The following is a 26,409-nucleotide window of genomic DNA, read 5'->3' as shown; positions in this document are numbered from 1 at the left end:
CGTCCCTGCAGGTTGGACAGCCGGGTGTAGCGCGCATCGGCGCGCGTGCGGATGGCCTCCTCGATGGCCGGCCAGTACTTCTGCTGGTCGGGCGTGAGCTGGAGGGCGGCCTTCACCACCCCGATCCGGGCATCGGTCAGGGCCTTGAAGTCCGTCTGGGTCAGCTTTCCAGTCTCAGCGAGCGCGCCGGTGCGGGACACGTCCTCCGCCAAGGCCAACGGGCCTCCGGCGAGCACGAAGACGGCAGCCATGGGAATCAAGCGCTTCTGCATATCGGCCTCCTATCCGGGTAGAGCGTCCGGGCGACAGCCCGGGCCAAGGTGTCCGTCATCGGTCTGTTCCGAGGAGACGGAGCGGATGTCAGTACGCGTGACGCCGGCTGACGCGCCGGGCCGTCCTGCGAGCCGACCGGTGTGCCATCCCGACCGCCGTCACGGTCTTGATGACCAGCCGATCGGACACCGCGGTCGCCTGGACCGCGGGTCGGAGATAGCTCAAGGGGGCGGCCCGAGCGGCGCCCAGCGGGACCAAAGTCAACGCGGCGAGGACGAAGAGTCCGGACACATGACGGCACAGCATGGTCATCTCCCTCGGTTCAGCCCCGTATCGCCCCCGGTGCGCCTCGGTCGTGATCGGACTCCGGCGAGTCATGGCGCGGGAGAGGCGAGATTATCCGTCCGCGGCACAAGGTCTGCCGCGCCGCGGGCGTGACGAGAGCGAAGCTTCATCTGCCCCGGGACCGCAGCCGTTCTGGAGGTAGATCACTGTTCCGGACGGCCTGCTTGATCAACAGGGTCTTTACTACGGGAATTTGCGGCTGCGGGCATGAGCCTCGGACGCGTCGCAAACTCGGAGCCGAGACACAGAAAGACCGCTGCCGCCGCGCTCTCTTTTTTGGTTCGACGGGGGTCCGAAGCAGTTGACGAGCAGCTGGTTGTGCTCACAGGCCGTCGGGGCGCGCGAGAACCCTACCAGCGTGCAGAGCCGTTGCCATCGCCRCGGCACTCAACCTCTACCGACTCGCCGTGCGGTTCGCCGAACGCTCAGTTGGCACGACGCGCACCTCACGCTCTGCCGCTCTCGCTGCATGACTGCGATTTCGCTAACAGTGTTCCGCCCGTTATGCGAATGGCTCCGGATCGAAGCGGTCGCATGAATGTCAGCACGGGAGGAGCGTCCGACGGTCCCGGAATGACCGGGAAGGGCGCGAAACCCACGGTCCGGTTCTACGTGCGACGGCATTCCGATCTGACGTAGTCTGGCCGAAAGCGGCCCGTCTGCATCGGATAAGGTCAGTTGTGAAAGGGGACAGGCTCCTGCCGCCGCTTGGCAGCCGCCCGGGATGTCATCGACGAGGCATCACTTACGAGATCATATCAGACCTTTGAAAACCTTGCGGCTGCGCCGATGAGCTCATCTCCTGTCCTCGCCGTTCCGTCGGGGACGATGGCGGCGTCAATCGACATAGACACCCGCCCCCACGAGTGCGTCGACGCCGTCGACGCGCGTCGCGCAGATGTAGCTCCACTTCACGTGGGCATGGGACTGTCCGGGCTTGGGGAACATGTAACCGACCCAGCCGGAGCCAAACGTCTTGACGACTTGGATGAAGTCTCTGTGGAACCGCTTTCCGTCAGCATCGCGGTCGTCGAGGAAGTCCCGTTCTTCGCGGTCCAGGCGAGCGGCGTTGAACAGCACGATGCCGTTCATGTCGACCACGAACAGGTAGACATCCGCGTATCGCCAAGAGCTGCCTTTCGTCCTGAAGTCCGCAAAGGCTTCGCTGCCCCGTTCCACTAGAACGTCGGAGGCCTTGTTGACCAGGGACTCGACCTCCGCCGCTTGATGTGAAATTGAGAATTTCCCTCGCCCGAGAACAGGAGATGGGGCGACCAGGATCAGCAACATCAGACATGCCGCCAACGTCTTGAACATGTTGCCGCCTCCCGTCGCGTCATTTCGATGAGGCACGATGCGAGTTCAGTTCCGGCGTGGCTCGAACCAGTCCCGCGTGACATCTGGACCCGACCGGTGCGTGCGTCACCCAGGAGGCTCGCCGGAAGCACGCCCGTTCCGGAACGGCCCGGCAATCCGCCCCATTGGGGTCTAAGAAGTCCTGCTGCGAGCCTTGACGCTTATTAGCGTGTTCGACCGGCGGCAGAGGCCACGTTCGTGCGCCGCCTCGCCTGATAGAGACCTGCCGATTTCCGAACGGCGCCTCAAGCGGAGGATAGGGCGCCGCGCCTAGGCAATACGCCTGACTTCATCAGGCATAGAACCACGCGTCGGTCAGCCCGCGTACAGGCAGGACCGGGGTGCGCCGAACCCTACAGGCGCGACCTATTCCGGCAGTCGAAATCGCGCTGAAGCGGGTCCCTCATAGAGGTGGCCGTCAGGGCCGAATGCACCGGCGAATGCCTGTCCTCCTGTCGTTTCCGCGCAGACGAGATCATGATTTGAAATCTCCGTCACCGTGCATCCCGACGTTGCCGCCAGCGCGCCCGGGATGAGCCGAAAGTCCCCGCGCTCGGGTGCCGTGAAGCCCGGATTGCCGGTACGCCCGTGGGACTCGATCCCGTGCTCGCGCTGGAGCGCGATCGGAAAGCCGTTGCTGCTGACATCGTAATCGAAGACGCTCGCGAGCGCCGGGAGATCGCGTCCGGACTCGTCGACGGGCAGCCACCGGAAGCAGTCGAAGAACGGCAGCGTTCCGGCTTCGCCGAGATAGCGGGCGAGGCCGTCCCCACCGACGACGCCGCGTCCGCAGGTGCTCACATCGAACGTCTCGGGTCTCGGCCGGCACACTTCCTTATCGTAGCCGGGCACGCCGTCCTCGCAGAACAGCAGGGCGTTGTTCCAATGCCTGACATTGGCGGCCGCGCCGATCCCGGTCACGGGCGAGCGCAGGTACCAGCTGTTGTTGAACAGGTAGATCGCGCCGCGCTCCGCATAGCGGTAGGTCCCGGGCTCCGCATCCCGCGGCGGGAGCGCGAGCTTGACGACGCGGCCCTGGAGGCTTGCCTCACAGGTCTGGTCGAGGGGATCCATCCAGGAGACGGCACCGCCCGGACCGATGCTCTCGACGCCCACCGGAAGCCAGCGGGCGCGCGGGAAGTCGTACCGGCGGTCCAGCTTCGGATCGAACGCCCCCCCGGCGGCCGGTTTGTCGACGGGATGGCGTGTGCAGGGCGGCGGGAACGGTGAACGATCCGGCAAGGCGGTCGCGGGGACGTCGTCGAACCAGCCGCGATTGCCATAGATGTAGATGGGGCCGCCGCCCATCTCGTCGAACGAGAACCACGCGTGGGCATTGACGATCCGGTTGCGGTAGATCCGAACGTCCGTCGCCCAAGTCTCCAGTTCGACGGGGTTGTCGCGCACGTAAGCGAACAGGTTGTCGTAGATCCAGATGTCCTGATTGAACGGGCAGGTCTCCGGTGAGAGATCCGCAGCCTTGCGGTCATCGCAGGCGGCCGCCTTCAGCCGCACGCCATTGTAGGCCGAAACGACACTGTTGCGGCGAAAGATGATCGGCCCCCGCACATCGGTTGCGCCGAGGAGCGCGCCGTTGAAGTGATCATAGGCGCCGTGGTGGCTCACGCCCCAAGGAATGCTCCGCCAGAGCAGCCCCGGGCAGCCGAGCGGGCTGACGCGGCCGTCGGCGCAGCGGAACGGCCCCTCGCGCGTCAGGGCCGCGGCGTCGAAGCCGCTCGCGTCCTGCACCCATGTCACGTCCTCGACCACGAGAGAATCGGCAGGGTGCTCCGGGCTGCCGCGTGCCGCCAGACCGTAGCTGCTTCCGATCACGAGCGAGCGACGCAGCGTGACGCGGCGGCTGCCAATCGCGCGGACCGCCGCGAGCCAGCATCCGTCAAAGGTCAGATCCTCGATCGTGACGCCGTCAGCCCGCTCGATATCGAGGCAGGCTGCCTCTGCCAGCCGCCCCGCACGACCGATCGGTATGGCGAGCCGCGAGCGGCGGCTGCGCTCGCGCTCGTCGGTCGCGGTCGGCGTGGTCAGAGCGCCGAGCAGATCCGGAGCCCGGGGGGCCGCAAGGGCCATCGCGAGGCCGCCGCAGGCCTGCTCGACGTCGTCCTCGGGCATCGGGCAGCCGCGTATCTCCGCGACCGTGCGTCCGACCAGCCGGGTGCGCTGACCGAGCCCCTTAACCAGGATCGGCAGCGCGTCTCGCTGTCCAAGGCCGGACAACACGATCCGCTCTCGGTAGAGCGCCGCAACGGCCGGATCCGGATTGTCGGCGAGGAGTTGGACGACGTCGCCCGGGCTTAGTCCCCGCATCGCCGCAGTCGAGAAGGCTTGCGTCTGCGGGGCGACCATCCGGCCGTCCGCACCGTATCCCGGTCCCGACCCCGCCGGCGTAACGTAGATTGTCCGTGCTACGGCACCCTGCGCCCCCAGGCAGAGCAGCGCCGCCGCGAGCACGCGCCACGCGCAGCGGCTGCCTGGGGACGAGTGGAGCCGGGCCGTCGGGAGGCCGATCGCGGCATTCGCTCCATCAACGAAAGCCATCGTCGGCGCCTCGACCATGCCGGTGCGGACAGGAAATGCGATCAACAGGCCCGGGACCCGCGCGATCCCGACACCGGAACATCGGGCAGGTCACTCAGCCGGGACGTGCTCGACCTCGATCTCCGCCGGGGCGGCGCGCTTGGCAGCCTCGTAGGCATCCCGATACCCGCGCGCGACGGCACGGACGCCGCGTCCGATATCGGCGTAAGCCTCGTCGGGCAGGTTGGCGAGGGACACCCGCAGGGACCAGTCGGGGGCTTCGAAGCCGCCGCCGTTGAGCAGCACGATGCCGTGGACCTCGGCAAGCCGGAAGGCGAGGTCGAGGGGATGGACGTTGCGCTTCAGGTAGGCCACAGCCTCTTCGCCGATGTTCTTGCGAGCCCAGAACTCGAAATCGATCAGCCCATAATAGGCATCGTAATTCGGGTTGGGCGTGAGCTGAAGGCCGAGTCCCTCGATCATCGACCAAGCGCGCCGGTTGACGATCTCCATGCATGCGTCCTGATAGATCTTGTTCTCGTCCATCAGCTCGGCGAGCGAGAACAGGCTCATCATCACTTGCTGCGGCAGGGACAGGCCGGCGGTGTGGTTGAGCGCGATGTCACGACTGTCGGCGACGATGCGGTCGATGAACTTGAGCTTGCGGGGCTCCAGTGTCAGCGGCCCGTAGCGCTTGTCGAGATCGGCGGTGACCTCGGGCGGCAGCTTCGCGATGGCCCTGTCGAAGATATTATCCTCATGGATCGCGATCGCGCCGAGCCGCCAGCCGGTGCAGCCGAAGTACTTGGAGAAAGAGTAGACGCCGATGGTGTTGTGCGGCAGCTCTGCCATGAGCGATCGGAAATCATGTACGAACGTGCCGTAGACGTCATCGGTCAGGATCATCAGATCGGGTCGCTTGTCCCTGACCAATGCGGTGATTTTGGCGATCGTCTCGGGGCTCAGGGCCATCCCGGTCGGGTTGCCGGGGTTGACCACGAAGAAGGCCTTGACCTTGGGATCGAGGAGCTTGTCGATCTCGGCGTCCGTGTACTGAAATTTGTTCTCCTGCGGCGCCTTGATGTGGACAACGTCGAGGGCGTAGTCCTCGAGATGCGTCATCTCGAGATAAGGCGTGAAGATCGGCGTGCCGAGGGCGATCGTGTCGCCCGGCATCAGAAGCCGGTTGGCCTTGAGCGACTTGAACAGGTAGCACATCGCCGCCGTTCCGCCTTCGACCGCGTAGAGATCGAACCGGCCCGGCGGCTTACGCGACCCGCACATTGCCCACATCAGGTATTCGTGCACGATGCGCTCGTTGTGCACGAGCATCCGATCGGGAACAGGGTAGTTGTCTCCGACGATCGAGTCGACGAGTTCGTGCACGAAGGCGTCCGGCTCGAAGGCGAACGTTGTCGTCGCGTAGGGAACGAGGGCGGTCAGGAAGTCGGCGCCCGGTTGATCGGCGTGCTGATGCAGCCACGCGTCCAGGCGTTCGGCACTGCCGGTTGCCTGCGGCATGCCGCCGAGCCCGGCGGGGTGGCTCATCACGCGCCGGCTTTCGGTCATCGCGAATTGGCCGAGGAGGAAAAAGGCGTCGCGTGGCGTCGTGGCGACCCAGTTCGGGTTACCTCGTCCCGCATTGAGAAAGGCCGATTGTGTTCGGCGAGACGTGTCCTTTGCCAGTTTGATCAGCTCGTCCTTGATCTCGAAGGGGCTAAGCGACTCGAAGTCCTGTAGATCGAATGATCCTGTCATGACAATACTCCGGCGCTTCGGGGGGTCTCAAGAAAAGATGAGCACGATTACCATTCCGTAGATGGTAAGTACGGTGTTGCCGATGGCGTAGGGCATGCCGTAGCCAAGAGCTGGGATCTTGCTCTTGGCGGCTTCCTGGACCATGCCGAGGGCCGCGGTGGTGGTCCGTACGCCCGCGCAGGCACCGAACAGGATGGCAGGGTGGAACTTGAAGATGTACCGGCCGATGTAGACCGACAGGACCATCGGGATAGCGGTCGCCAGTGCGCCCCAGAGAAGAAGACTCAGGCCCACAGCCTGGACACCCGCCACGAAGCCCGGACCGGCGCTGATGCCGACGACGGCGATGAACACGTTGAGGCCCAGCGTGTTCAGTAGCCACAGGGCCGGCCCCGGGATGCGCCCGAAGATCGGACGKACCGTCCGCAGCCAACCGAGCACCAAGCCGGCCAGCAAGGCGCCGCCGGAGGTCGACAGGCTGATCGGGATGCCGCCGATCTTGTAGCTCAGCGCGCCGACGAGCCCCCCCGAGGACGATGCCCATGGCAAGAAAAGCGATATCGGTCGTCTCAACCGTCCTGTCCGGGTAGCCGAGGTGCCCGATCGCCGCTTCGACGTGCCGGTGGCCTCCGGCAAGCGTCAGGATGTCGCCGCGCAGGATCTCGGTCCGGGGCAACACCGGGAGTTCGACCATGTTTCGCATGATCTTGCGAAGATAGACGCCGCGCGCCCAATCGTGGGTCGCCAGCTCCTCGAGATTCTTGCCGGCGATGGCTCGATTCGTTACGAGAACGTCGACAACTTCTGCCGGAACGTTGAGGAGCTCCCGGTCCTGGACCTCCTCCAGCATGGGATTGAGGGTATCGACGAGGCGCTCGCGATGACCGGAGACCGCGACGACGTCGTCCGGCCGCAGCATGGTCTCGCCATCGGCCTCGATGATCTGATCGCCGCGCCGAACGCGCTCAACGAAGACGCGCATCCCCGGCCATATGTCCCGCACCGGACGGCCGACGATACTGTCGTCGTCGGGTACCCGGTACGCCCGTAACTCGATGTGGCGGATCGCCGAGATGAGGCCTCCCTCGCTCACTTGGCCGCCCATCGTCTGCTCGTAGTCTTTGCAGGCCTTCTCCAGATCGACGCCGATCAGCTTCGGTCCGAGCTGCGCTAGTATGATCGCTGACCCAATCGTGCCGAAAATATAGGTGACTGCGTAACCGATCGGGATCTGATCGAGATAGGTCTTGGCTTGGTCGGCCGGCATGTCGAGCCGCGAGATCTGGTCGGATGCGACACCAATCGAGGCGGAGATGGTCTGCGAGCCGGCGTACAACCCCGCGGCGTATCCGAGATCGAGGCCAGCGAGCTTCGCGCAGAGCACGGGCGAGAGCAGGCAGAGGACCAGGACAACGAGCGAGAAGCCGATCTGCCGCGGACCCTCTTTGGTCAGGCCGCTCACGAATTGCGGTCCGACCCCGTATCCGACGGCGAAGATGAACAGGATGAAGAAGGTCGATTTGACGTTGGGTGAGATGGCGATCCCCAGCTGACCGATGGCGACCGCGGCGAGCAGGGTCGCGGTGACGTTCCCGAGGCTGAAGCCCGCGATTTTTCGAGGGCCGATTGCAAATCCGATCGCAAGGGACAGGAAAATCGCCAGCTCGGGATAGGTCTGAAAGGTCCTGACGAGCCAATCGGCCATAGGATGTTTCCCTATCCGGTCGCTCGTCCTTGAATCGGCGATTCCAGACGAACGGACGACAGTTTCCAATCCTGCCGCACTACCCGCCAGACCCCGCCGAGGCGTGAACCTGATTGGAAGCTGCGACCATCAGAAGCTATAATGGGATGAATACACGCCGCTTGATCGTTTGGGACAGATGACTATCTCGTTGGAAAAATGTCTTAATCTGTCATCCGGCAATCTAGTTCAAAATGAAGGCGACTGCAATTTAGATTGTCACTGCAATGCGGCGTGGCGTCTGGCGGGACCATTCCGGCGACCCCGCATCGAGCCGCATCTCGGATCCGAACCGTCGCACCACAACCCGAGCAGATCTAACCACCCACAGAGTCTTCTTCCACCGGGTGCGCATCATGGACATAGCACAGCGCCTTCAGGCGAGGGTGGTTTCTGGGCTTAGAGGACCGGGACAGGACGGCGCCATGGTCAACCGCGTCGGTCGTCGGGCGATCCCCAGGGTCCTACTGACGGCCCTCCTCCTTTTATTGGTTGCTCCCGTCCATGCCACGCCTGCGCGGCACGGCCGCGGCGGCGTCGTCGTGACCTACGTGCAGCCTACCGACCCCGCGCATCGCGAGATCTACCGGAGACTGCGGCGGCAGCGCGTGTTGGAGCGACTCGGCGCGGTCGTTCGTCTGGTCCGGCTCCCCGGTCGTTTGACGCTCCGGGTGAAGGGGTGCGGCGGCGAGGCGAACGCCTGGTACGATCCCGAAAGCCGCGCCGTCACGATGTGCTACGAGTTGGTCGCGGGCATCGTCGCTCTCGCGCCGCGCGAGGCCTCTGCGGCCGGCGTCACCCAGGAGCAGGCGATCCGCGGGCCGGTGGCCCAGATCCTCGTCCACGAGACCGGACATGCCCTGTTCCACCTGCTGCGCGTCCCGATCTTCGGGCGCGAGGAGGATGCAGCCGATCAACTCGCAGCCCTCCTCCTGCTCCACCTCGCCCCTGCGCAGGCGCGGGATCTCATCGGCGGGAGCGGGTACTTCTTCGTGACGCTGGGGCGGCAGGAAGCGATCGACAGAAGCAGTTTCGCCAACGTGCACGGCCTGTCGTGGCAGAGATTCTACAGCCTCGTCTGCCTCGCCTACGGCTCCGATCCCCGCCGCTACCCCGACATCGTTGCAAAGGGCTATCTGCCGAGCGAGCGGGCCGCGACGTGCGGAGAGGAGTATAAGCAGGTCGCTTACGCCTTCGAGAGGCTGATCGGCCCGCACCTACGGGTCCGCCTGCATCGCGGCGCGCGCCTGCGGCGCGCGTGGCAGTCGCGTGCCCCGTAGACCGGCCGCCGCTGTCGTCGGGCGATAACCGGCGGTGTATACGCCGCGAACTGGTCATCAGTGGCTCATCAGGCAGCAGACCGACGAACGTTTCAAGAAGTCGCGCGTGACGCCGCCGAACAACCATTCCCGCAATCGGGACCGGCCATATCCGCCCATAACCACAAGATCCGCATCCGCTTGGTCTACGAAGCGCAGGATTTCATCCGCGACATTCCGAGCGGTCGCATCCAACAGGTGCTGGCTGACCTATGCGCCGTGACGGGTCAGAAACTCCGCGACGCGGCCGACACCATCGGATCGGGATTCCTCGCCCGCACTGACGACGGAGACGTGCTTCGCGCGACGGAGGAAAGGCAGCGCAGCCGAGACCGCGCGACGTGCCTCCGGCGCATCTTTCCAAGCGACGACGATCCGTTCGGCCCTGAGGTCATCCGAGCCGGGTGGAGTCATCAGGACCGGACGCCCGACTTCCATCAGGACCGCGCCGGGCAGGGCGCTCATCTCGCCGATGCCTTCATCACTCTCGCGCCCGACGACAACGACGTCCGCAGCCAGCGCCTACCGCACCAGAAAGTCTGCCGCGTTGGCCTCCGCTTGTAACCAGCTGGTCGGGACATCCGCGCCGGAATTCTGCTCGAAAAGATCCCGGCATCGCTCCAAATCCCTCGCGAGCTTGGCTTGCTCCTCGTTATAGTCCGCCTGAATCTCAGCCAGGTCGTGGCCGGGGCCAGGATTTGGAATCTTGCGCGCAGCGACACCGGTCAGCATGGCCTCGAAGCGCTTCGCGAGATGCGCCGAAAGGTGGACGCGGGTAGCGGCTGCCGCGCCAAGGTCAAGTGAAACCAGGATGTTGGCGATGGTCATCTCAACAACTCTCGTCAAGCCGTTAAAAAAGGTCGGGCAGTCAGCTTTGCCGGCGGCGCCGCAGTCGGCGTGCGCCCAGGTTGCGGTCCTGGAAAAACCATGGCGCTCAGCTGAAGAGCCTTTCTCAAGGCCCGATCACGGGAGCTTGCCGGATATCTTCGCCTGTGCCGCTGACGATCAGGTCATTGTTGAACTGATGCAGCTTTGGGACCGGGATGCCGATCTCCCCGCCACCGAGCCATCGTCGGCGGGCGACCACGCCGATCAGCGTATGGCCGTCCTGCGAGACCCTGACATCCTGCACGCGCCCCACGACGAGTTTGTGATCGGCGTGGAGCCACCGTCCCCGGAGGGTCGGGATCAGCGACGCCGCGGCCATCTGCATGTGCGAATCCGCCTGCATCGCGATCAGCGGGCGGGCTTCCTGCGCGCGCGCGGCGCCGGCGAACAGGATGAGGGCGCAGACCAAGATGCGAGCGGGTTGGCGCATCCCTTGTCCCTCCTCTAACCCGCCTGAGGCTTGTCACTGTCGACGGGGCTGTTCGTCTCCGATCGCTTCTCCTTCCGCCATGTGCTGGGCGCCATGCCCGACCAGCGCCGAAAGGCATGCGTGAAGGCGGCAAGCTCGGAGAAGTTCAGGGCCGCCGAAATCTGCGTCAGGTTCATGCTCGTGTCGGCCAAAAGCTGCTTGGCCACCGCGAAATGGACCTCGTTGGTGAGCTGCCTGAAGCTCGTGCCCTCGGCCCTCAGGCGGCGGCTCAGGGTGCGGCGGTTCACCAGCCGCAGGCGCGCTATCTGCTCCGCCTTGCAGCGCTGCTTAATCACCGTAGCATGGAGATAGTGGCGGAGCTCGTCGGTGAGCTTGGCGGGCTGGGCGACCTCGATCCGGCGGATCCGCTCCTCCACCCGTCGGCGAACGGCCGGGTCCGCGCCGGCGATCGTCTGCTGCACGAGGGGCGCCGGAAAAATCAGGGCGGTCATTTCCTGATCGAACCGGACGGGCGCGCGGAAGAACGCACCGTATGGCGTGCTGTCATCCGGCGCGGAGCGCGGCAGCAGCACCTCCAGCGGCGCCCATCGGGGCCCGCAGAGCGCCCGCAGAACGTTGGTCACCTTGGCCAGGGCCCGCTCGGAACGGAGGGCGGCTCCGGCAACCTCGAGCTCATACGGGGTGTAGCTGAATACGGCGATCTCGTCGAAGACGCCCAGCCCGACCGCGCCGCCCCGGTCCTGTACGCACAGATGAGCCTTGAGGGCCTGCAGAGCGTCCCCGACCGTGTCGCAGTTGCACAGCATCGAGCCGCGGAGCCACCGCGAGGCCAGCGTGACGCGCTCCCCGATGAGGAGTCCGAGTTGCCGGCAATCGGCTGCCAGAGCGATGAGGCGGCCGACTGCGGTGAACGGGACGAGCTTCGTGCGGCTATCGATTATCTGCGGATCGAGGCCGGCTTCGGCGATGAGGCTGCCGAAGCCGGCGCCGAGTTCGGCGAGATCGACCTGGATCGCCCTGACGTCGTCGACTGGGACAAACCTCGTCAAGGGCGCTTTCTCGGTTGCGTGGACGCGCTCGGCCAAGGCTGCCTCCGTCAAGCAGAAGCCGCTGCGCAACGTGGCGGACAGGGACATAGTCGCAGCCTCCGACACCAGTTAATCTGAACCATAAATTATTGCTTGATCGGACGGGACACCGGAACAGCTCCGAACCTAGTAAGAGTCTCCCTGACCTTTTTCGGGGCCGAGCGAGGATTTCTCCGAGGAACCTTGCCGGCCGATCCATCAGAGTTAGCTCGGTCCCGATGCAGAGAACTCCGATACTGGGACGAAAAAGGATTCACGGCAAAGTCCGACTGCGACGCGCAGCCGGGACTGCGCCTTCACGGGAGTGAACACGCCTTTGCAGGCCGCGTCCCGCCGCCAGCCGGCCTGAGTGCGTCGCGTCCACGATCGAGATCCTCTATCGCCGCAACACCGTGCAGACGGCGAACGGTGGCTCCCGCCGCCGGATCAGTACTGCTCCGGCACGAACCGCTGGTCGCGCAGCATGTCATCGTAAGCGTTCTTCTTGCAGCGCTTGGGCAGCGCAACCGGCTCCGGCTTGAGCTCCCGGTAGGGGATCAGATGCAGCAGGTGCGCGATGCAGTTCAGCCGCGCCCTGCGCTTGTCGTCGGAGCGCACCACATACCACGGGAGATCGTCGGAATCGGTTGCCGCAAGCATTGCGTCGCGAGCGCGGGAATAATCATACCAGAGCCGATAAGATTCCAGGTCCATCGGGCTCAGCTTCCACTGCCGGAGCGGATCACTGATGCGGGCCTCGAAGCGGATCCTCTGTTCCTGGCGGCCGACCTCCAGCCAGAACTTGATGAGCTGGATCCCGCTCCCGGCGATGAACTGCTCGATTTGCGGACAGAGGGTCAGGAAGCGGCGCTGCTCGGCCTCGCCGGCAAACCCCATGACGGCCTCGACACCCGCACGATTGTACCAGCTGCGGTCGAAGATCACGATCTCGCCCGCAGCCGGAAAGTGCGCGATGTAGCGCTGAAGGAAAAGCTGGCTCTTCTCGCGATCGGACGGCGCCGGCAGGGCGACGACGCGGAACACGCGCGGGCTGACCCGCTCGGTGATCGCCTTGATGGTGCCGCCCTTGCCAGCCGCGTCGCGCCCCTCGAACGCCACGATGATCCGTGCGCCGGTCGCCTTGACCCAGGCCTGGAGGTGGCAGAGCTGCACCTGGAGCTTCCGCAACTCGCGCTCGTAGGCATTGCGCTTGAGCCGGCTGCGCTCGCCGGGTAGCTCGTCATTGACGCGCCCCTCAGCGGCGCGTGCCTGATTCGTACCGTCCATGGGGGCCAAACCTCCGCTATTCCGCCGGGAGATGGCCCGGCGTGCCGGCGGGCGCGTCGGGTTGCGCGGCCGTGTCGGTCGTCTTGCCGGTCCCGCCGCTCAGGAGGCGCCACGCCCGCTCGCGCAGGCCCTGGAATACGACGTAGAGCGGCGGGATCACGAAGATGCCGAGGAACGATGCGGCGATCATGCCGCCGAACACGGGCGTCCCGACATCGCGCCGGGCGAGCTGCGAGGCGCCCGTGGCGATCACGAGTGGGAGGAGCCCGAGGATGAAGGCGAAGGACGTCATCATCACCGGGCGGAAGCGGAGGCGCGCCCCCTCGGTCGCGGCCTCGCGCAGCGGTATGCCCTTCTCGCGCTGCTCCTTGGCGAACTCGACGATGAGGATGCCGTTCTTGGCGGCCAGGCCGATCAGCACGACCATGCCGATCTGCGCATAGAGATCGAGGGTGAGGTTGCCCCAGACCATCGCCGCGTAGGCGCCGACGATGCCGACCGTCACGGAGAGCAGCACGGGCACCGGGATGGTCCAGCTCTCGTACAGGCCGACCAGGAACAGGAAGGCGAACAGCACCGCGAAGGCCAGGATGATCGCGGTCTTGCCCTCTGCCCGCTTCTCTTGGAAAGCGGTGTCGGTCCATTCCCCGCCGAAACCTGCCGGCAGCGTGCGCGCCGCGACGGCCTCCATGGCCGCGAGCGCCTGGCCCGAGGAGACGCCCGGCGCGGGGCCGCCCTGCACCGTCACGGCGCGGAGGTTGTTGTACCGGATCAGCGCGGGCGGCCCGACGACGATGCGGGCCTCCGCGAGGCTGCGCAACGGGACCATCCCGCCGTCCTTGTTGCGCACGTTGATGCGGTAGATGTCGTCGATCTTCTGGCGGTCCGTCGCCTCGGCCTGGACCTGGACCTGCCACGCGCGGCCGAACAGGTTGATGTCATTGATGTAGTAGCCGCCGAGCGAGGCCTGCAGCGCCTGGAACACGGCGTCGAGCGACACCCCGAGGATCTGGACCTTGTTGCGGTCGATATCGAGGTAGACTGAGGGGTTCGTCGCCGAGAAGGTGCTGAAGACGCGATTGAGCTTCGGCTCCTGGTTCGCCGCGACAAGGAGCCCGCGCAAGACTTGCGCGAGCTCCTTCGGGTCGCCGCCGCGCAGGTCCTCCAGAACGTAGGCGAAGCCGCCGCCGGTGCCGAGACCGATGATCGGCGGCGGCGCGATCGGCACGACCGTGCCGCCGGGGATCTCGCGGAAGCGCTGGCCGAGCCGCGCGATCAGCGCCGCGGCGCCGTCGCCCGCGCCCTTCCGCTCCTCGAAGGGCTTGAGCGTCACCACCTGGAAGGCGGCGCTGCCCTGCGAGTAATTGTCGATAAAGTTGAGGCCGACGACCGTGGTCGTGTCCGCGACCGCGTGCTCCTCGCGCAGGATCGCCTCGGCTTGCGCCGCGACCGCCGAGGTCCGGTCGACGGACGCGCCCTCGGGCAGTTGCACGACCACGAAGAACGCGCCCTGATCGTCCTCCGGCAGGAAGCCCGTGGGCGTGATCTTGGCCAGCTCGACCGTGCCCCAGGCCGCCGCGAGCGACAGCACGACACCGATGATCGACAGGCGGACGATGCGGGCGACCGCCACGCCGTAGCCGTCGCGCACCCCGTCGATCGCGCGCATGATGAAGCCCATGATCCCGCGGCGCGGGCCGTGGTGCGGCCGCAGCAGCACCCCGCAGAGCGCGGGCGAGAGCGTCAGCGCGTTGATCGCCGAGAGGAACATCGAGACCGCGACCGCCACGGCGAACTGGCGGAACAGCTCCCCCGAGATGCCGGGCACGAAGGCGACCGGCACGAAGACCGAGAGCAGGACCAGGGTGATCGCGATGATCGGGGCCGTGATCTCGGCCATCGCCCGCTTGGTGGCCTCGCGCGGGGAGAGGTCGGGATGCTCCTCCATCACCCGCTCGACGTTCTCGACGACCACGATGGCGTCATCGACCACGATGCCGATGGCGAGCACCATGGCGAGCAGCGAGACGGAGTTCGCCGAGTACCCCACCGCCTTGAGGGCGATGAAGGTCCCGATCAGGCTGACAGGCACGGCCAGCGTCGGGATGAGCGTCGCGCGCAGGCTGCCGAGGAACAGGAACACCACCACCACGACGAGCACGAACGCCTCGATCAGGGTCTTCTGCACCTCGTGGACGGTCTCGGTGATGAAGGCCGTCGGGTCGTAGGTGACCTTCCACTCCAGCCCCTCCGGGAAGGAGGGGGCGAGCGCCGCGACGCGGGCCTTGACCTCCTTGAGCGTCGCGATCGCGTTGGCGCCCGGCGATTGGTAGATCGCCACGACGGTCGCCGGGCTGCCGTTGAGCCGGGTCTCACGGTCGAGGCTCGCCGCACCCAGTTCGATCCGGGCGACGTCGCCGAGGCGGAGCAGGGAGCCGTCCGGGTTCGTGCGCAGGACGATGTTCTGGAACTGCTCGGGCGAGGTGAGCCGTCCCTGGGTCTGGATGCTGAGCTGAAGCTGCTGCGCGTTGGAGATCGGCCGGGCACCGATCCGCCCCACGGGCGCCTGGACGTTCTGCGCCTTGATCGCGTCGATCACGTCGCTCGTGGTGAGGTTGAGCCCGGTCAGCTGGTCGGTCCGCACCCAGGCCCGCATCGCGTAATCCTGCGGCCCCCACAAGGTCGCGTCGCCGACGCCGGGCGTGCTCTTGATGCGGTCGAGCAGGTTGATGGTGACGTAGTTCGAGATGAAGAGCGGGTCCTGAACACCCTTGGGCGAGTAGACCGCGAGCACGCCGAGCAGGGCGGACGACTTCTTCTTGACCGTAATCCCCTGCTTGCGAACGTCCTCGGGCAGCTTGGCCAGGGCGATCTGGACCCGGTTGTTGACGTTGACGGCGTTGATGTCCGGATCGGTGCCGAGTTCGAAGGATCCGGTGAGCGTGTAGCTGCCGTCGTTGCCGCTGACGCTCTTCATGTAGAGCAGCTTGTCGACGCCCACGACCTGCGACTCGATGGGCTGTGCGACCGTGGATTCCACCACCTCGGCCGAGGCGCCGGGATACATCGTCGTCACCGARACCTGAGGCGGCACGATGTCGGGGTATTGCGCCACCGGRATGGTGAACAACGCCAGCGCACCCGCGATCGTTATGACGATCGCGATGACCACCGAGAGGCGCGGGCGGTCGACGAAGAGCGCCGAGACCATGGCCTCAGGTCCTGCTGGCCGACTGGGCGATCGGGTTCGCCCGCACGGGGATCCCGGGCCGCACCCGCGGCAGGCCATCGACGATGACGAGTTCCCCGCCGGACAGGCCCTCGTCGATGACGGCGTCCGGGCCGGTGCCGCCGGAACCGGGTTTGACGCGCCGGATCACGGCTCGCCCGTCCTCCACGACGAAGACGTAGACGCCGCCCTGGTCGGCGATGAGTGCCGCCTGCGGCACGACCACCTTCTGCTCGGGCTCGCCGACCTGAAGGGCGACCCGGACCAGCTGCCCGTCGCGCAGCGCGCCCGCCGGGTTCGGCATGACGGCGCGGACCGAGACCGTGTCGGTCGTGCGGTCGACGCTGATGTTGACGAAGTCGACCCGGCCCAGCTGGCCGTATTCCGAGCCGTCCTGGAACCGGATCCTGACGCCGACCTTGCTGCGGTCCGGGCTTTTCGCGCCTTGCTGGTAGCGCAGGAACTCGCGCTGGCTCACCGGGAAGGTGACGTAGATCGGGTCCTGGCTGACGATCGTGGTCAGCACGCCGCTGTCGGGCCCGACCACGTTGCCCTTCGTCACGCTCGTGCGGCCGATCTGGCCGGCGATGGGAGCGGTGATATCCGTGTAGCCGAGATTGATGCGGGCGGTCTCGAGACTGGCCTCGTCGCCCGTGACGGCGCCCTTCGCCTGATCGAGGGCGGCGCGTGCCTGATCGCGGGCAACGACGGTTCCCGAGTTGCGGTCGAGCAGGTCCTGGGCGCGCTGCAGCTGGATGGCGGCCAGGGCCTGCGCGGCCTTGCTGCGCTCCAGGGCGCCTTCGGCTTGCTTGACCGCGGCCACGAACAGGTCACGCTCGATCCGATAGAGGGGCGCCCCGGCCTTGATCGGATTGCCCTCGGTGAACAGAACCGCCTCGAGATAGCCGGTCACGCGGGCGCGCACCTCGACGCGGCCCACGGCCTCGATCCGGCCCACGAAGTCCAGCGCCTTGTCGAGAGCCTTGCGCTGGGCCGCGACCGTTCCGACCGGCAGCGCCGCATTGAGATCGCCCTCGCCGCGGACCGATGGACAGAGACCGGCGGTCAGCAGGAGACCCAGCACCAGGGAGCGGAAGCGGACCATGACCGAGCCTCGCGACGGCTCGAAAAAGCCGCGCGACCCCATCTTCGCAGGCACCGGACTTTTCGCTTGATCGAGTGGGACTCACCGGGGCCGAAGACGCAGCCACCGAGCTTACGCGATGCGGTGCCGGGGATTCGGGTCGTGCCGGTCCCGCGCGTCACCGACCGTGACCCGTGACGCGCCGCGGGACGCATCGGCGTCCTGGGCCTCAACCGCTGCCGAGGTTGGCCCGACGCGAGAGGTCAAGGCCGGTTCCATCGCGCAACAACAGGGTTCGCAGTCGATCGGGGCCGAGCACGCGCCCGAGTTCTCGAAACGCGAAGTAAGGCAGCAAGGCCACGGTCATGATGAGGGTCACCGCCGCGACGCCGAAGACGCCGCCCCCGCCGATTGCCGGCACACTCGCGCGCCATGCCTGTCCCCGATACAGCCCGATTGCCATCTCCTCGAGGCCGTAGGCGCTCACCAGGACCGCCGCGAAGACGCAGGAACGGGCGATGATCGGATAGATCAGGGGTCTGCCCTGAAGGTGCGGTCGGGCATCGAGATGCTCGGCGATGAGCATGACCTTCGCCAGGATCCACGCGTTGAGGAAGGCCAGCCCATAGAATTGATAGGCAATACCCTGTCGCGACAGGACGGCATGTTCATGAAGGATCAGGATTCCGAATATGATCCAGAGATATGAGAAAATACCGAGGATATGCTTGATCTCCGACAACAATCTGCGCCCGAATTTCCGGATCCGAGATCCATCTCGTTCTGCAGAGCAGGAAGACGCGTCACCCGGCCCGGATGAGGTTTGGTGACAGGAATTGTCCATGAACAATTCTCTTTCCTCCCAACCCCTATGCGCTGTCTTTTTCTTCGCGAAAACAGGGCGATCATCAGGAATTCGCAGCCGGGCGACACCTCCGCGAGCCGGCCGCATTCATGCCGCAACCCGAAATATTATCATTGATGATATATATAATTCGGCTTATTATCTTTCCGCCATCCAATAAAATAGTCCGAGAAATTTTATCGGAAACTATCCTGTGCTCCGCGATGGTCGATCGCGCCCATCATTGCAGGTCCCGCTGAGGGTGCTTGATCATGCGGGACATGAAGACCCGACGATCGCGCATGCCGCGCCAGCCCGAACGAAACTGCGAACACTGTTGTCCTTGAGATCACGAGATACCGTCGATCGGCCTCCTGCCGCACGCGATCTCCGGGCGCCATGCAGCCCCGCTGAACAGCGTTCGGTCAGTCGAAATGCGAGCTTCGGCCTTGCGGCAACCCTGGCCATTCAGCCGTCCTTACAGGCATTTCCGAAGCTAATATCGGCAATTATTGAATCGCGAGCAGCAATCAGACTCCCATCGAAACAATTTCTACAAAAAATCGAATCTTCATGGGCGGAACTTCGTGAAAATAAATTGATCCCATGACTCGATTTGCCGCAAGTCTAGAGCTCGTTGATGCCGACGATGCAGAACCCATGCCCGAAAGGATCGCTGCAGAAGGCGACCGGAGGAAAGCCCGGCACGCGGTGCACCTGCTCTGACGTTGCGCCATTCGCCACAGCGCGTGCGAGCGTCCCTTCGAAGTCGTCGACCCGAAAGTCGATGTGCACCGGCGTCCAATGGCGCTCATACCGGCGACGGTCGCCGCTGCCCGGCGCAGGGGAGGATCCGGCCGGTTTCGCGAGAAGCCCGATCGTTTCAGTCCCCGCAGTGAGCTTCGCGTAACCGGGATGGGGACGGGACGTCTCGACGAAGCCAAAGACGTCACCGAAGAACTTCAGGCCCTCATCGATCGACGGGACGTCGATGGAAACAGTCACCTTCATCTCAGCCGTTCCATCCGCTGGCATGTTGACCGGTCTGTGCGGAGCCGAACGCCGATTCGGCCCCGTGATCCTGCCGGAACACCCGTTCCGGCAGGCGTCGGCGTCCCTTGTCCATGCCGTCGCCGGCAGGGAGCGGTTCCGACGTCCGCATTCATACGGGTTCCGAAGGTGGGGGCGGCGCCCGGTTGTCTTCCGGCGCTCCGCGCGTCAGCACGATGTGGGTCGCAAGCTCCGTCGGGACCGTTTCCGTCACCCGATAGCCGAGGCTCGGCAGGTCGATGCCCGCGAACAGGTGCTCGCCCCGGCCCAGGACAACAGGCGACACCGCCACGTGCAAGTCATCGATCGCGCCCGCGAGCAGATACTGGCGGACCGTCGACACACCACCGCCGATCTTGACATCCAAGTCGCCGGCGGCGGCCCTGGCCTGGTCGAGCGCCGCCTCGATCCCCCCGGTGACGAAATGGAAGGTCGTCCCGCCCTCCATCACGATGGGCGCCCGGGCGTGGTGGGTGAGGATGAAGGTCGGCGCGTGATACGGGGGGTTGTCGCCCCACCAGCCCTTCCAGTCCGGCCCGCCCCAATCGTCGCCGGCCGGCCCGAACATGTTGCGGCCGAGGATGAAGGCGCCGAAGCCGTCCATCGCGGCGTCGGCGAACCGGTCGTCAGTCCCGCCCTCCTGCCCGATCATCGATCGGAAGGCCCGTGTCGGGAAGAACCACCGCATCAATTCCGGGCCGCCTTTCCCGAGGGGATGCTCCAGGCTCTGGTCCGGGCCGGCCCCGAAGCCGTCGATGGAGACTGCGAAGCCTCTCGCGCGCACCCTGCCCATGGCCGTCAGCCCTGTGCGTCCGGGGAGACGATCAGGTCGTCCAGCTGCGCGAATTGCTCGCCCCACCCGCTCGGGCTTCCCGAGGCCAGGGCTGCGTCGAGGGCTTCCTTCGAGGGATAGAGCTCGTGCACGACGACGTCCGTCGCGCCGTCCCGGTCCTCGAAGGTCACCGTGGTGAGGTGCCCGTCCGCGCCCCCTTCGTCATTGGTCCAGACGAGGCGGGCGTGCGGCGTCACCTCGATGTATCGGCCGAAGAACGCCATGGGTTGCTCCGAGGCGGGATGGCCCATCACCAGACGGTACGTGCCGCCCGTACGGATCTCGGCCTCGAACGCGATCAAGGAGACCCCGCAGGATTCGGGTACCCACCATCGCCGGAACAGCGTCGGCTGCGTCCACGCGTCGAAGACGATCCGCGGCGGGGCATCGACGGTTCGCATGACAACGAACGCCCTGTCCGATGTCCGCTCCATCGTCGTGGGTGCCTGCCCGGCGCTGGTATCAGGCCGCCCACCTGCATGCATCGGCATCTCGCACGTCATCACGCGCCTCCCGTCACGCCGCCTGGCGCGGGCCGGCGAGGCCGAGCCTGTTGCCCGCCGGATCGGCGATGTTGGCCGAGTAGCTGCCCCCGGGAATCGGGTCGGGCCCCTTGAGAACCGTGCCGCCGCCCTCGCGGACCGTCGCGAGGGCGGCATCGATGTCGGCCACGTGAACGTACCAGTTCCATCGGGCCGGCGCGCCGGTGGCCGCGCTCGACATCACCGCGCCAGGGCGTAGGTCGCCTCGGCCGATGAAGGCGTACTCGCCCATGCCGCCCATCGGCATGGCCCCGAGCTTCTCCCAGCCGAACAGCGCCCCATAGAACGCGAAGGCTGCCTCGGGATCCGGGGTAGCGAGTTCGATCCACACGCCGTGGCCGAGGGTCTGCTCCGTCCCGAGGGGGACGGGTCCGAAGGCGCGGCTCCTGCCGGGCCGGGCCGCCTTCATCACCGCGAAGACAACGTCCTGCGGGTCGCTCACCATGGCGAACCGGCCGACATGGGGGATGTCGACGGGCCCGAACCGGACCCGACCGCCGAGGTCCACCACCCGGGACGCCAGGGCGTCGACGTCGTCGGTCGCGAGGTAGACCGCCCAGCCGGGAAAGCCGGGCGCTTGGGGCATCGACTGCCGGATCCCGGCCACGGGCTCCCCGTCGGCCTCAGCGACCCGGTAGCCGCCATGCTCCGGCATCGGCGACGGTGCGATGCGCCAGCCGGCGACAGCCGCGTAGAAGGCTTGCACCGCGTCCTGGTCGACCGCATTCAGCTCGAACCAGATGGGGGTCCCCTCGACAGTTGGCATCCGGCGCTTCTCCCTGACAACCGGCGCATCGGCCGCGTCCCGGCACCCCTTAAGGTCCCGCTTTGCCCAGGCTGGCATTTCCGGTTACACAAGACAACCATGCAGTCAGAAAAAATAACTGGTGAGGCATTCGCACCGCGGGAGCGACGGTACGACGACGCTTGCGGCACGGCGCTCGCCCTGGAATTCATCGGCGAGCGTTGGTCGCTGCTCATCATGCGGGAGCTGGTTTTCGGCCCCCGCCGCTTCGGCGAGATTCGGGCGAACCTCCCGGGCATCAGCGCCAACGTGCTGACGCAGCGCCTGGTGAGCCTGGAGGAGGCGGGGATCGTCCTGCGCTACCAGCTGCCGTCTCCGGCCAACGTGCAGGTCTACGATCTGACGGAGTGGGGCCGCGAGACCGCGCCGCTGATGCGCGACCTGGGGCGTTGGGCGGCGCGCTCGCCCCGGCACGATCCGCGCCTCTTCATGTCGGCCGCGTCGGCCATGATGTCGCTTCAGGCCCTGGTCGACCGCACACGTGCCGCGGAGCTGTCCGTGTCGGTCGCCTTTCACTTCCCCGGCGAGGACTTCGTCGCGACGGTGGCCGGTGGTGAGATCGTTGTGAGACGGGGTGTCATGGAGGCACCCGACCTCGCGTTCACGGGCGACACGATGGCGATGCGCCGCACGATTTACGGCAAGGCGCCGCTGGCTCAAGACGGTGCGGGCGGAACGCTCGCCTTCGCGGGCGAGGCCGATCTCGTCCGGTCGTTCGTCGCTCTCTTCGCTCTGCCCGCCAAAACGCGTTGAGGGCCGTGCAGGCGGTCAGGCCGGATCGACATTGCGCGCCGGACCGGCCGTTCAGCTCGGAGCCCATCCGGGCCGTTCGGCGGAGTTCTGCGGCATCTCCGAAGCGGATATCGCACTGGGCCGGATCACGGGTCCTGCGTGCGACGACGGCCGCAGGGACCTCGCGCGCCGCCGCGATGGAGGCGGGCGCCTCTCTCGGCCTCACCGGAGCGACGGCTCGGGCGTGCGGGCCTAGGCTTCGGCCGGTGTCGGGGCGGCCGGATCGCGGGTCACGCCGAACTCGGCGGCGAACTTGCCGAAGAACTCGTCGGCGAGCTTGCGCGAGGTCGCCTGCATGAGCCGGCCGCCGAGGGTGGCGATCTTCCCGCCGACCTCGGCCTTGGCGGTGTAGGCCAGGACCGTCTCGCCGCCCTCGGACGCGAGGGTCACGGCGGCGCGGCCCTTGGCGAAGCCGGCCATGCCGCCGTTGCCCTGCCCGACGAGGCTGTAGCCCTCCGGAGGACGCACGTCCTCCAGGCGAACCGTGCCCATGAAGGCCGCCGAGACCGGCCCGATCTTCAGGGCGACCTTGGCCGTCATCTCCTCCGGCGAGACCTGCACCAGCTCCTTGCAGCCGGGGATGCAGCGGGCGAGGACGTCCGGATCGTTCAGCGCCGCCCAGACGGCCTCCCGCGCGGCGGGGATCCGGTACTCGCCGGCGATGTCCATGTTCGTCTCCTCTCGCGAAGCCGCGCCGCCGGAGGGCCGGGGCGGGCGCTCAGACCGCGCAGTAGCGCGCCTGGATCTCCGGATCGTCCCGCAGCGCGGCCGCGGGGGCGTGGTAGACGACGGCACCGCCGTCCACGATGTAGACGCGATCGGACACCTCGAGGGCGAGCTCCACGTTCTGCTCGACGAGCAGGATCGTGGTCCCGGCCCGCTTCATCGCGACAAACTGCGCGAACATCTCCTCGACGAGGATCGGCATGATCCCCTCGGAGGGCTCGTCGAGGAGCACCATCACGGGCTCGGCCATCAGCGCGCGGGCGATGGCGAGCATCTGCTGCTCGCCGCCCGACATGGTGATCGCCTCCTGCTTCAGCCGCTGCTTCAGCCGCGGGAAGGTCTCGGCGATCACCTCGATCCGCCGCGCCTCGTCGCGGCGCGTCGCGCGACCGCTTCTGGCCGCCAGGATCCCGAGGCGCAGATTCTCCTCCACGGTCAGCCCCGGCACGATGCGCCGCTCCTCCGGCACGTAGGCGAGGCCCCGGTGGAAGCGCTCGTGGGGCGGCCGGTCGAGGATGTCGGCGCCCGCGAAGGTCACGCGGCCCGTGCGCTTCGCCACGAGGCCCATGATGGCCTTCAGCGTCGTGGTCTTGCCGGCGCCGTTGCGGCCGACCAGCGTGACGATCTCGCCGGGCCGCACCTCCAGAGAGAGACCTTGAAGGATATGGGAGTGGCCGTACCACGCCCGCAGGTTCTCGACCGCCAGGAGCGGCTGCGTGGCGGCGGCGCTCATGCGGTCGTGCCCGTCGTTCTGCCCGTCGTGTTGCCCAGGTAGACGCGGCGCACCTCGGGATGGGCGCGGATGTCGTCGGGGCTGCCCTCGGCGAGGAGCTGGCCCTGGTGGAGGACCACGAGGCGGCGGCACAGGCCCATGACGAGCTTCATCTTGTGCTCGACGAGGATCAGCGTCCGCGTCTCGGCGAGGCGCTGCACGAGGTCCATCATCTCGCGCGTCTCCTCGGGGCTCATCCCGGCGGTCGGCTCGTCGAGGAGGAGGAGGCTCGGCTCGGCGGCCAGCGCCACCGCGATCTCCAGGGCGCGCTGCTCGCCGTGGGCGAGTTCCCGGGCGAGGCGGTCCATCCGGGCGCCGAGCCCGACCTCGCCGAGGAGCGCCTCGGCCCGCTCCGCCAGCTCGGGATAGGCCGCGCGGTCCCGGAAGACCGCGAAGCGGACCCGCCGCGCCTGGGCGGCCACCCGCACGTTCTCGCGCACCGTGAGGTGCGGGAAGACGTTGGTGATCTGGAACGACTTGGCGATGCCCATGCGGGCGAAGGCGTGCGGGGGCGATCCGGTGATGTCGCGCCCCCGGAACAGCACCCGGCCCTCGCTCGGCGGGAAGGCGCCCGAGATCAGGTTGAAGAAGGTCGACTTGCCCGCCCCGTTCGGCCCGATGATCGCCGTGATGCCGCCCTCCGGAAACGCGACCGTCACGTCCGACAGGGCGCGGAAATGCCCGAACCGCTTGCCGAGGCCCTCCGTGGCGAGGATCGGCGGGGCCGCCACGGGCGCCGTGGCGGGCGTGGCGACGACCGGGGCGGTGCTCACCATCCGGCCCTCCTGAGGCGCGCCAGCACCTCGCCCCAGATGCCGAGCGGCAGGAACAGCACGAAGGCGATGAAGATGGCGCCGACGAAGAGCTGCCAGTGGCTCGTCACGGTGGCGAGCCCGTCCTGCAGCAGCGCGAAGGTGGCGGCCCCCACGAAGGGTCCGAAGAAGGTCCCCATGCCGCCGAGCAGCGCCATCATCACGGCCTGGCCGGAGGTCGAATAGTGCATCGTCTCGATCGGCACGATCGAGAGGTGGATCGCCTGGAGGCCGCCCGCGAGGCCGCACAGGGCTCCGGAGATCACGAAGGCCACGAGCTTCATGCGGCGCACGTCGTAGCCGCAGGCCTGCGCCCGGCCCTCGTTCTCGCGGATCGCCTCGAGGGCGGCCCCGAACGGCGACGACAGGAGGCGCGAGAACAGCCAGACCGCGACCCCGACCACCGCCAGCGCGGCGTAGTACTTCACCACCGGGTCGAGGAGATTGAGGCGGAAGCCCGGCAGGGCGAGCGACGGCACGTTGATGCCGCGCAGGCCGTTCTCGCCGCCGGTGAAGGCCTCCGCCTGGTAGAAGGCGTAGTAGACGCACATGGACAGCGCCAGGGTCGTCATCGCGAAGTAGATGCCGCGGGTGCGGATCGCGAGCACGCCCATGACGGCGGCGATCCCGGTGGCGAGCAGCGTGCCGGCGACGAGGGCCAGGGCCGGGTGCAGCCCGAAATGGACGATGGCGATGCCGCAGCCGTAGGCGCCGCCGCCCAGGAAGGCGGCGTGGCCGAAGGACAGCAGCCCGGTATAGCCGAACAGCAGGTTGAACCCGAGGGCGTAGAGGCCGAGCACCAGGATGTTCACGGCGAGGGCCTGGTAGGGCGTAATCCAGGGGAACACGAGGAGGAAGGCGAGCGTCAGGGCGACGCGGTGCCGGCCGCACCACGCGAGCCGGCGGCCGGTCCGGCCGGAGCCCGGCCGGGCCGCCGGCAAGGTCGCCGGCAAGGTCGGCGGCAAGGCGCTGTCCTCCGTGACGGCGGGGGCAGGGGCGCGGGCGCTCATCCGAGGGCTCCGGCCCGGCCGAGGAGGCCCCGGGGGCGCACCAGCAGCACCAGGGCCATGAGGGCGAAGATCGCCATCTTGGTCATGTCGGGGGCGACGAGCGACGTCATCGCCACGACGATGCCGACGAGCAGCCCGGCGAGGACGGCGCCCCCCAGCGAGCCCATGCCGCCGACCACCGTGACCACGAAGGCCTCGGCCAGCACCGGGATGCCCATCTCGGGCGTGACGCCCTGGAGGGGCGCCGCGAGGATGCCGGCGAGCCCGGCGAGCGCGCAGCCGAGGGCGAAGACCGCGAGCCAGACCTTCGCGATCTCAATGCCGAGCACCTGTACGATCTGCGGGTCGCGGGCGCCGGCGCGGATCACGAGTCCGAAGGGCGTGCGCTCGATGAAGAGCCAGAGCGCGCCCACCACGGCCAGCGCGAAGCCGATCAGGAACAGGCGGTAGAGGGGGAAGTAGCCGATGCCGATATCGACCGCGCCGCGCAGCTCGGGCGGCGCCCCGAAGGGCAGCCCGGTCAGCCCGAAGGCGATGCGCACGCTCTCGATCATGACGTAGGACAGGCCGAAGGTGAGGAGCAGCGGGTCGTCGATGCCGCGCCCGTAGAGGGGGCGCACGAGCACCCGCTCCACGGCGAGCCCGAGAAGCCCCATCGCCAGCGGCGCCGCGACGAGGCTCAGCCAGAAGCTGCCGGTGTAGCCGTAGAGGAAGACCCCGACATAGGCCCCGGCCATGAAGAAGGCGCCGTGGGCGAAGTTGACCACGTTCATCAGCCCGAAGATCAGCGACAGGCCGATGCCGACGAGGACGTAGATCGCCCCCAGCGCGATGCCGGTCACGAGCTGAAGGGCGAGGAGATCGAGGGGGAAGCCGCCGATCGTGATGTCGCTCAAGGCCGCGCCCTCC

General features: G+C 67.1%; 21 protein-coding genes and 3 pseudogenes. 2 read left to right on the top strand and 22 right to left on the bottom strand.

What is annotated here, in order from left to right; genetic code table 11:
• The 6 genes and pseudogenes from ACXJKQ_RS21845 to ACXJKQ_RS21820 all read right to left on the bottom strand — a co-directional run.
• Positions 1-272: pseudogene (locus ACXJKQ_RS21845) on the bottom strand (Spy/CpxP family protein refolding chaperone); the annotation flags it as partial.
• 1,183 nt (positions 273-1,455) lie between these two features.
• Positions 1,456-1,935, bottom strand: coding sequence for a cache domain-containing protein (locus ACXJKQ_RS21840; RefSeq protein WP_457107791.1), 480 nt, complete (start codon positions 1,933-1,935; stop codon positions 1,456-1,458).
• Positions 1,936-2,340: 405 nt separating this feature from the next.
• Positions 2,341-4,530 carry a hypothetical protein gene (locus tag ACXJKQ_RS21835; protein WP_457107790.1) on the bottom strand — a complete coding sequence of 730 codons (2,190 nt, stop codon included), beginning with the start codon at positions 4,528-4,530 and terminating at the stop codon, positions 2,341-2,343.
• A 90-nt stretch (positions 4,531-4,620) separates the two neighbouring features.
• Positions 4,621-6,267, bottom strand: coding sequence for a bifunctional aspartate transaminase/aspartate 4-decarboxylase (locus ACXJKQ_RS21830; RefSeq protein WP_457107789.1), 1,647 nt, complete (start codon positions 6,265-6,267; stop codon positions 4,621-4,623).
• Positions 6,268-6,294: 27 nt separating this feature from the next.
• The gene (locus ACXJKQ_RS21825; protein WP_457107788.1) at positions 6,295-6,816 is read right to left on the bottom strand and encodes an aspartate-alanine antiporter-like transporter; all 522 of its coding nucleotides are present in this window, start codon (positions 6,814-6,816) and stop codon (positions 6,295-6,297) included.
• Positions 6,817-7,195: 379 nt separating this feature from the next.
• Positions 7,196-7,972 (bottom strand): annotated as a pseudogene (locus tag ACXJKQ_RS21820) (aspartate-alanine antiporter-like transporter); the annotation flags it as partial.
• 464 nt (positions 7,973-8,436) lie between these two features.
• Between ACXJKQ_RS21820 and ACXJKQ_RS21815 the strand changes: the two are divergent.
• Positions 8,437-9,291, top strand: a complete 855-nt coding sequence (locus tag ACXJKQ_RS21815) for a DUF4344 domain-containing metallopeptidase (protein WP_457107787.1) — start codon at positions 8,437-8,439, stop codon at positions 9,289-9,291.
• A gap of 57 nt (positions 9,292-9,348) precedes the next feature.
• Here ACXJKQ_RS21815 and ACXJKQ_RS21810 read toward each other — a convergent pair.
• The 11 genes and pseudogenes from ACXJKQ_RS21810 to ACXJKQ_RS21760 form a co-directional block, all read right to left on the bottom strand.
• Positions 9,349-10,158, bottom strand: a pseudogene (locus ACXJKQ_RS21810) (universal stress protein).
• Positions 10,159-10,282: 124 nt separating this feature from the next.
• Positions 10,283-10,627: a PRC-barrel domain containing protein gene (locus tag ACXJKQ_RS21805; RefSeq protein WP_457107786.1), complete on the bottom strand. Its 345-nt coding sequence runs from the start codon at positions 10,625-10,627 to the stop codon at positions 10,283-10,285.
• A 35-nt stretch (positions 10,628-10,662) separates the two neighbouring features.
• A complete protein-coding gene (locus ACXJKQ_RS21800; RefSeq protein WP_457107785.1) occupies positions 10,663-11,733 on the bottom strand; it encodes an AraC family transcriptional regulator in 1,071 nt (356 codons plus the stop codon).
• Positions 11,734-12,162: 429 nt separating this feature from the next.
• Complete coding sequence (gene ppk2 / locus ACXJKQ_RS21795) at positions 12,163-13,002, bottom strand: polyphosphate kinase 2 (RefSeq protein ID WP_457107784.1); 840 nt, start codon at positions 13,000-13,002, stop codon at positions 12,163-12,165.
• 16 nt (positions 13,003-13,018) lie between these two features.
• Positions 13,019-16,213, bottom strand: coding sequence for an efflux RND transporter permease subunit (locus ACXJKQ_RS21790; RefSeq protein WP_457107783.1), 3,195 nt, complete (start codon positions 16,211-16,213; stop codon positions 13,019-13,021).
• A 4-nt stretch (positions 16,214-16,217) separates the two neighbouring features.
• On the bottom strand, positions 16,218-17,336 hold the full coding sequence (locus ACXJKQ_RS21785) for an efflux RND transporter periplasmic adaptor subunit (protein WP_457107782.1): 1,119 nt from the start codon (positions 17,334-17,336) through the stop codon (positions 16,218-16,220).
• A 208-nt stretch (positions 17,337-17,544) separates the two neighbouring features.
• Positions 17,545-18,057: a hypothetical protein gene (locus tag ACXJKQ_RS21780; protein WP_457107781.1), complete on the bottom strand. Its 513-nt coding sequence runs from the start codon at positions 18,055-18,057 to the stop codon at positions 17,545-17,547.
• 729 nt (positions 18,058-18,786) lie between these two features.
• Positions 18,787-19,170 (bottom strand): VOC family protein, encoded by a 384-nt coding sequence (locus ACXJKQ_RS21775; protein WP_457107780.1) that lies wholly within the window; start codon positions 19,168-19,170, stop codon positions 18,787-18,789.
• A 151-nt stretch (positions 19,171-19,321) separates the two neighbouring features.
• Complete coding sequence (locus tag ACXJKQ_RS21770; RefSeq protein ID WP_457107779.1) at positions 19,322-20,002, bottom strand: dihydrofolate reductase family protein; 681 nt, start codon at positions 20,000-20,002, stop codon at positions 19,322-19,324.
• Between the two features lie 5 nt (positions 20,003-20,007).
• A complete protein-coding gene (locus ACXJKQ_RS21765) occupies positions 20,008-20,526 on the bottom strand; it encodes an SRPBCC domain-containing protein (RefSeq protein WP_457107792.1) in 519 nt (172 codons plus the stop codon).
• Positions 20,527-20,557: 31 nt separating this feature from the next.
• Positions 20,558-21,289: a VOC family protein gene (locus tag ACXJKQ_RS21760; protein WP_457107778.1), complete on the bottom strand. Its 732-nt coding sequence runs from the start codon at positions 21,287-21,289 to the stop codon at positions 20,558-20,560.
• On the opposite strand from ACXJKQ_RS21760, the gene ACXJKQ_RS21755 reads away from it, so the two are divergent.
• The gene (locus ACXJKQ_RS21755) at positions 21,284-22,141 is read left to right on the top strand and encodes a winged helix-turn-helix transcriptional regulator (RefSeq protein WP_457107777.1); all 858 of its coding nucleotides are present in this window, start codon (positions 21,284-21,286) and stop codon (positions 22,139-22,141) included. The two genes, ACXJKQ_RS21760 and ACXJKQ_RS21755, sit on opposite strands and share 6 nt — an antisense overlap.
• 231 nt (positions 22,142-22,372) lie before the next feature.
• Here ACXJKQ_RS21755 and ACXJKQ_RS21750 read toward each other — a convergent pair whose 3' ends face one another.
• The 5 genes from ACXJKQ_RS21750 to ACXJKQ_RS21730 are packed head-to-tail and all read right to left on the bottom strand — an operon-like array spanning position 22,373 to position 26,396.
• Entirely contained in the window at positions 22,373-22,849 is a 477-nt protein-coding gene (locus tag ACXJKQ_RS21750) for an SRPBCC family protein (RefSeq protein WP_457107776.1), read from the bottom strand.
• Positions 22,850-22,898: 49 nt separating this feature from the next.
• The gene (locus ACXJKQ_RS21745) at positions 22,899-23,639 is read right to left on the bottom strand and encodes an ABC transporter ATP-binding protein (protein WP_457107775.1); all 741 of its coding nucleotides are present in this window, start codon (positions 23,637-23,639) and stop codon (positions 22,899-22,901) included.
• A complete protein-coding gene (locus ACXJKQ_RS21740; protein WP_457107774.1) occupies positions 23,636-24,454 on the bottom strand; it encodes an ABC transporter ATP-binding protein in 819 nt (272 codons plus the stop codon). The genes ACXJKQ_RS21745 and ACXJKQ_RS21740 overlap by 4 nt, the downstream gene beginning before the upstream one ends.
• Positions 24,448-25,500 (bottom strand): branched-chain amino acid ABC transporter permease, encoded by a 1,053-nt coding sequence (locus tag ACXJKQ_RS21735; protein WP_457107773.1) that lies wholly within the window; start codon positions 25,498-25,500, stop codon positions 24,448-24,450. The genes ACXJKQ_RS21740 and ACXJKQ_RS21735 overlap by 7 nt, the downstream gene beginning before the upstream one ends.
• Positions 25,497-26,396 (bottom strand): branched-chain amino acid ABC transporter permease, encoded by a 900-nt coding sequence (locus ACXJKQ_RS21730; RefSeq protein WP_457107772.1) that lies wholly within the window; start codon positions 26,394-26,396, stop codon positions 25,497-25,499. Before ACXJKQ_RS21730 ends, ACXJKQ_RS21735 begins: the two co-directional genes overlap by 4 nt.
• Between the last annotated feature and the right edge of the window lie 13 nt (positions 26,397-26,409).

The organism is Methylobacterium sp. P5_C11, assembly GCF_054049775.1.
Note: the sequence above shows the minus strand (reverse complement) of the source record. Positions and strands in the feature narration are given on the sequence as shown.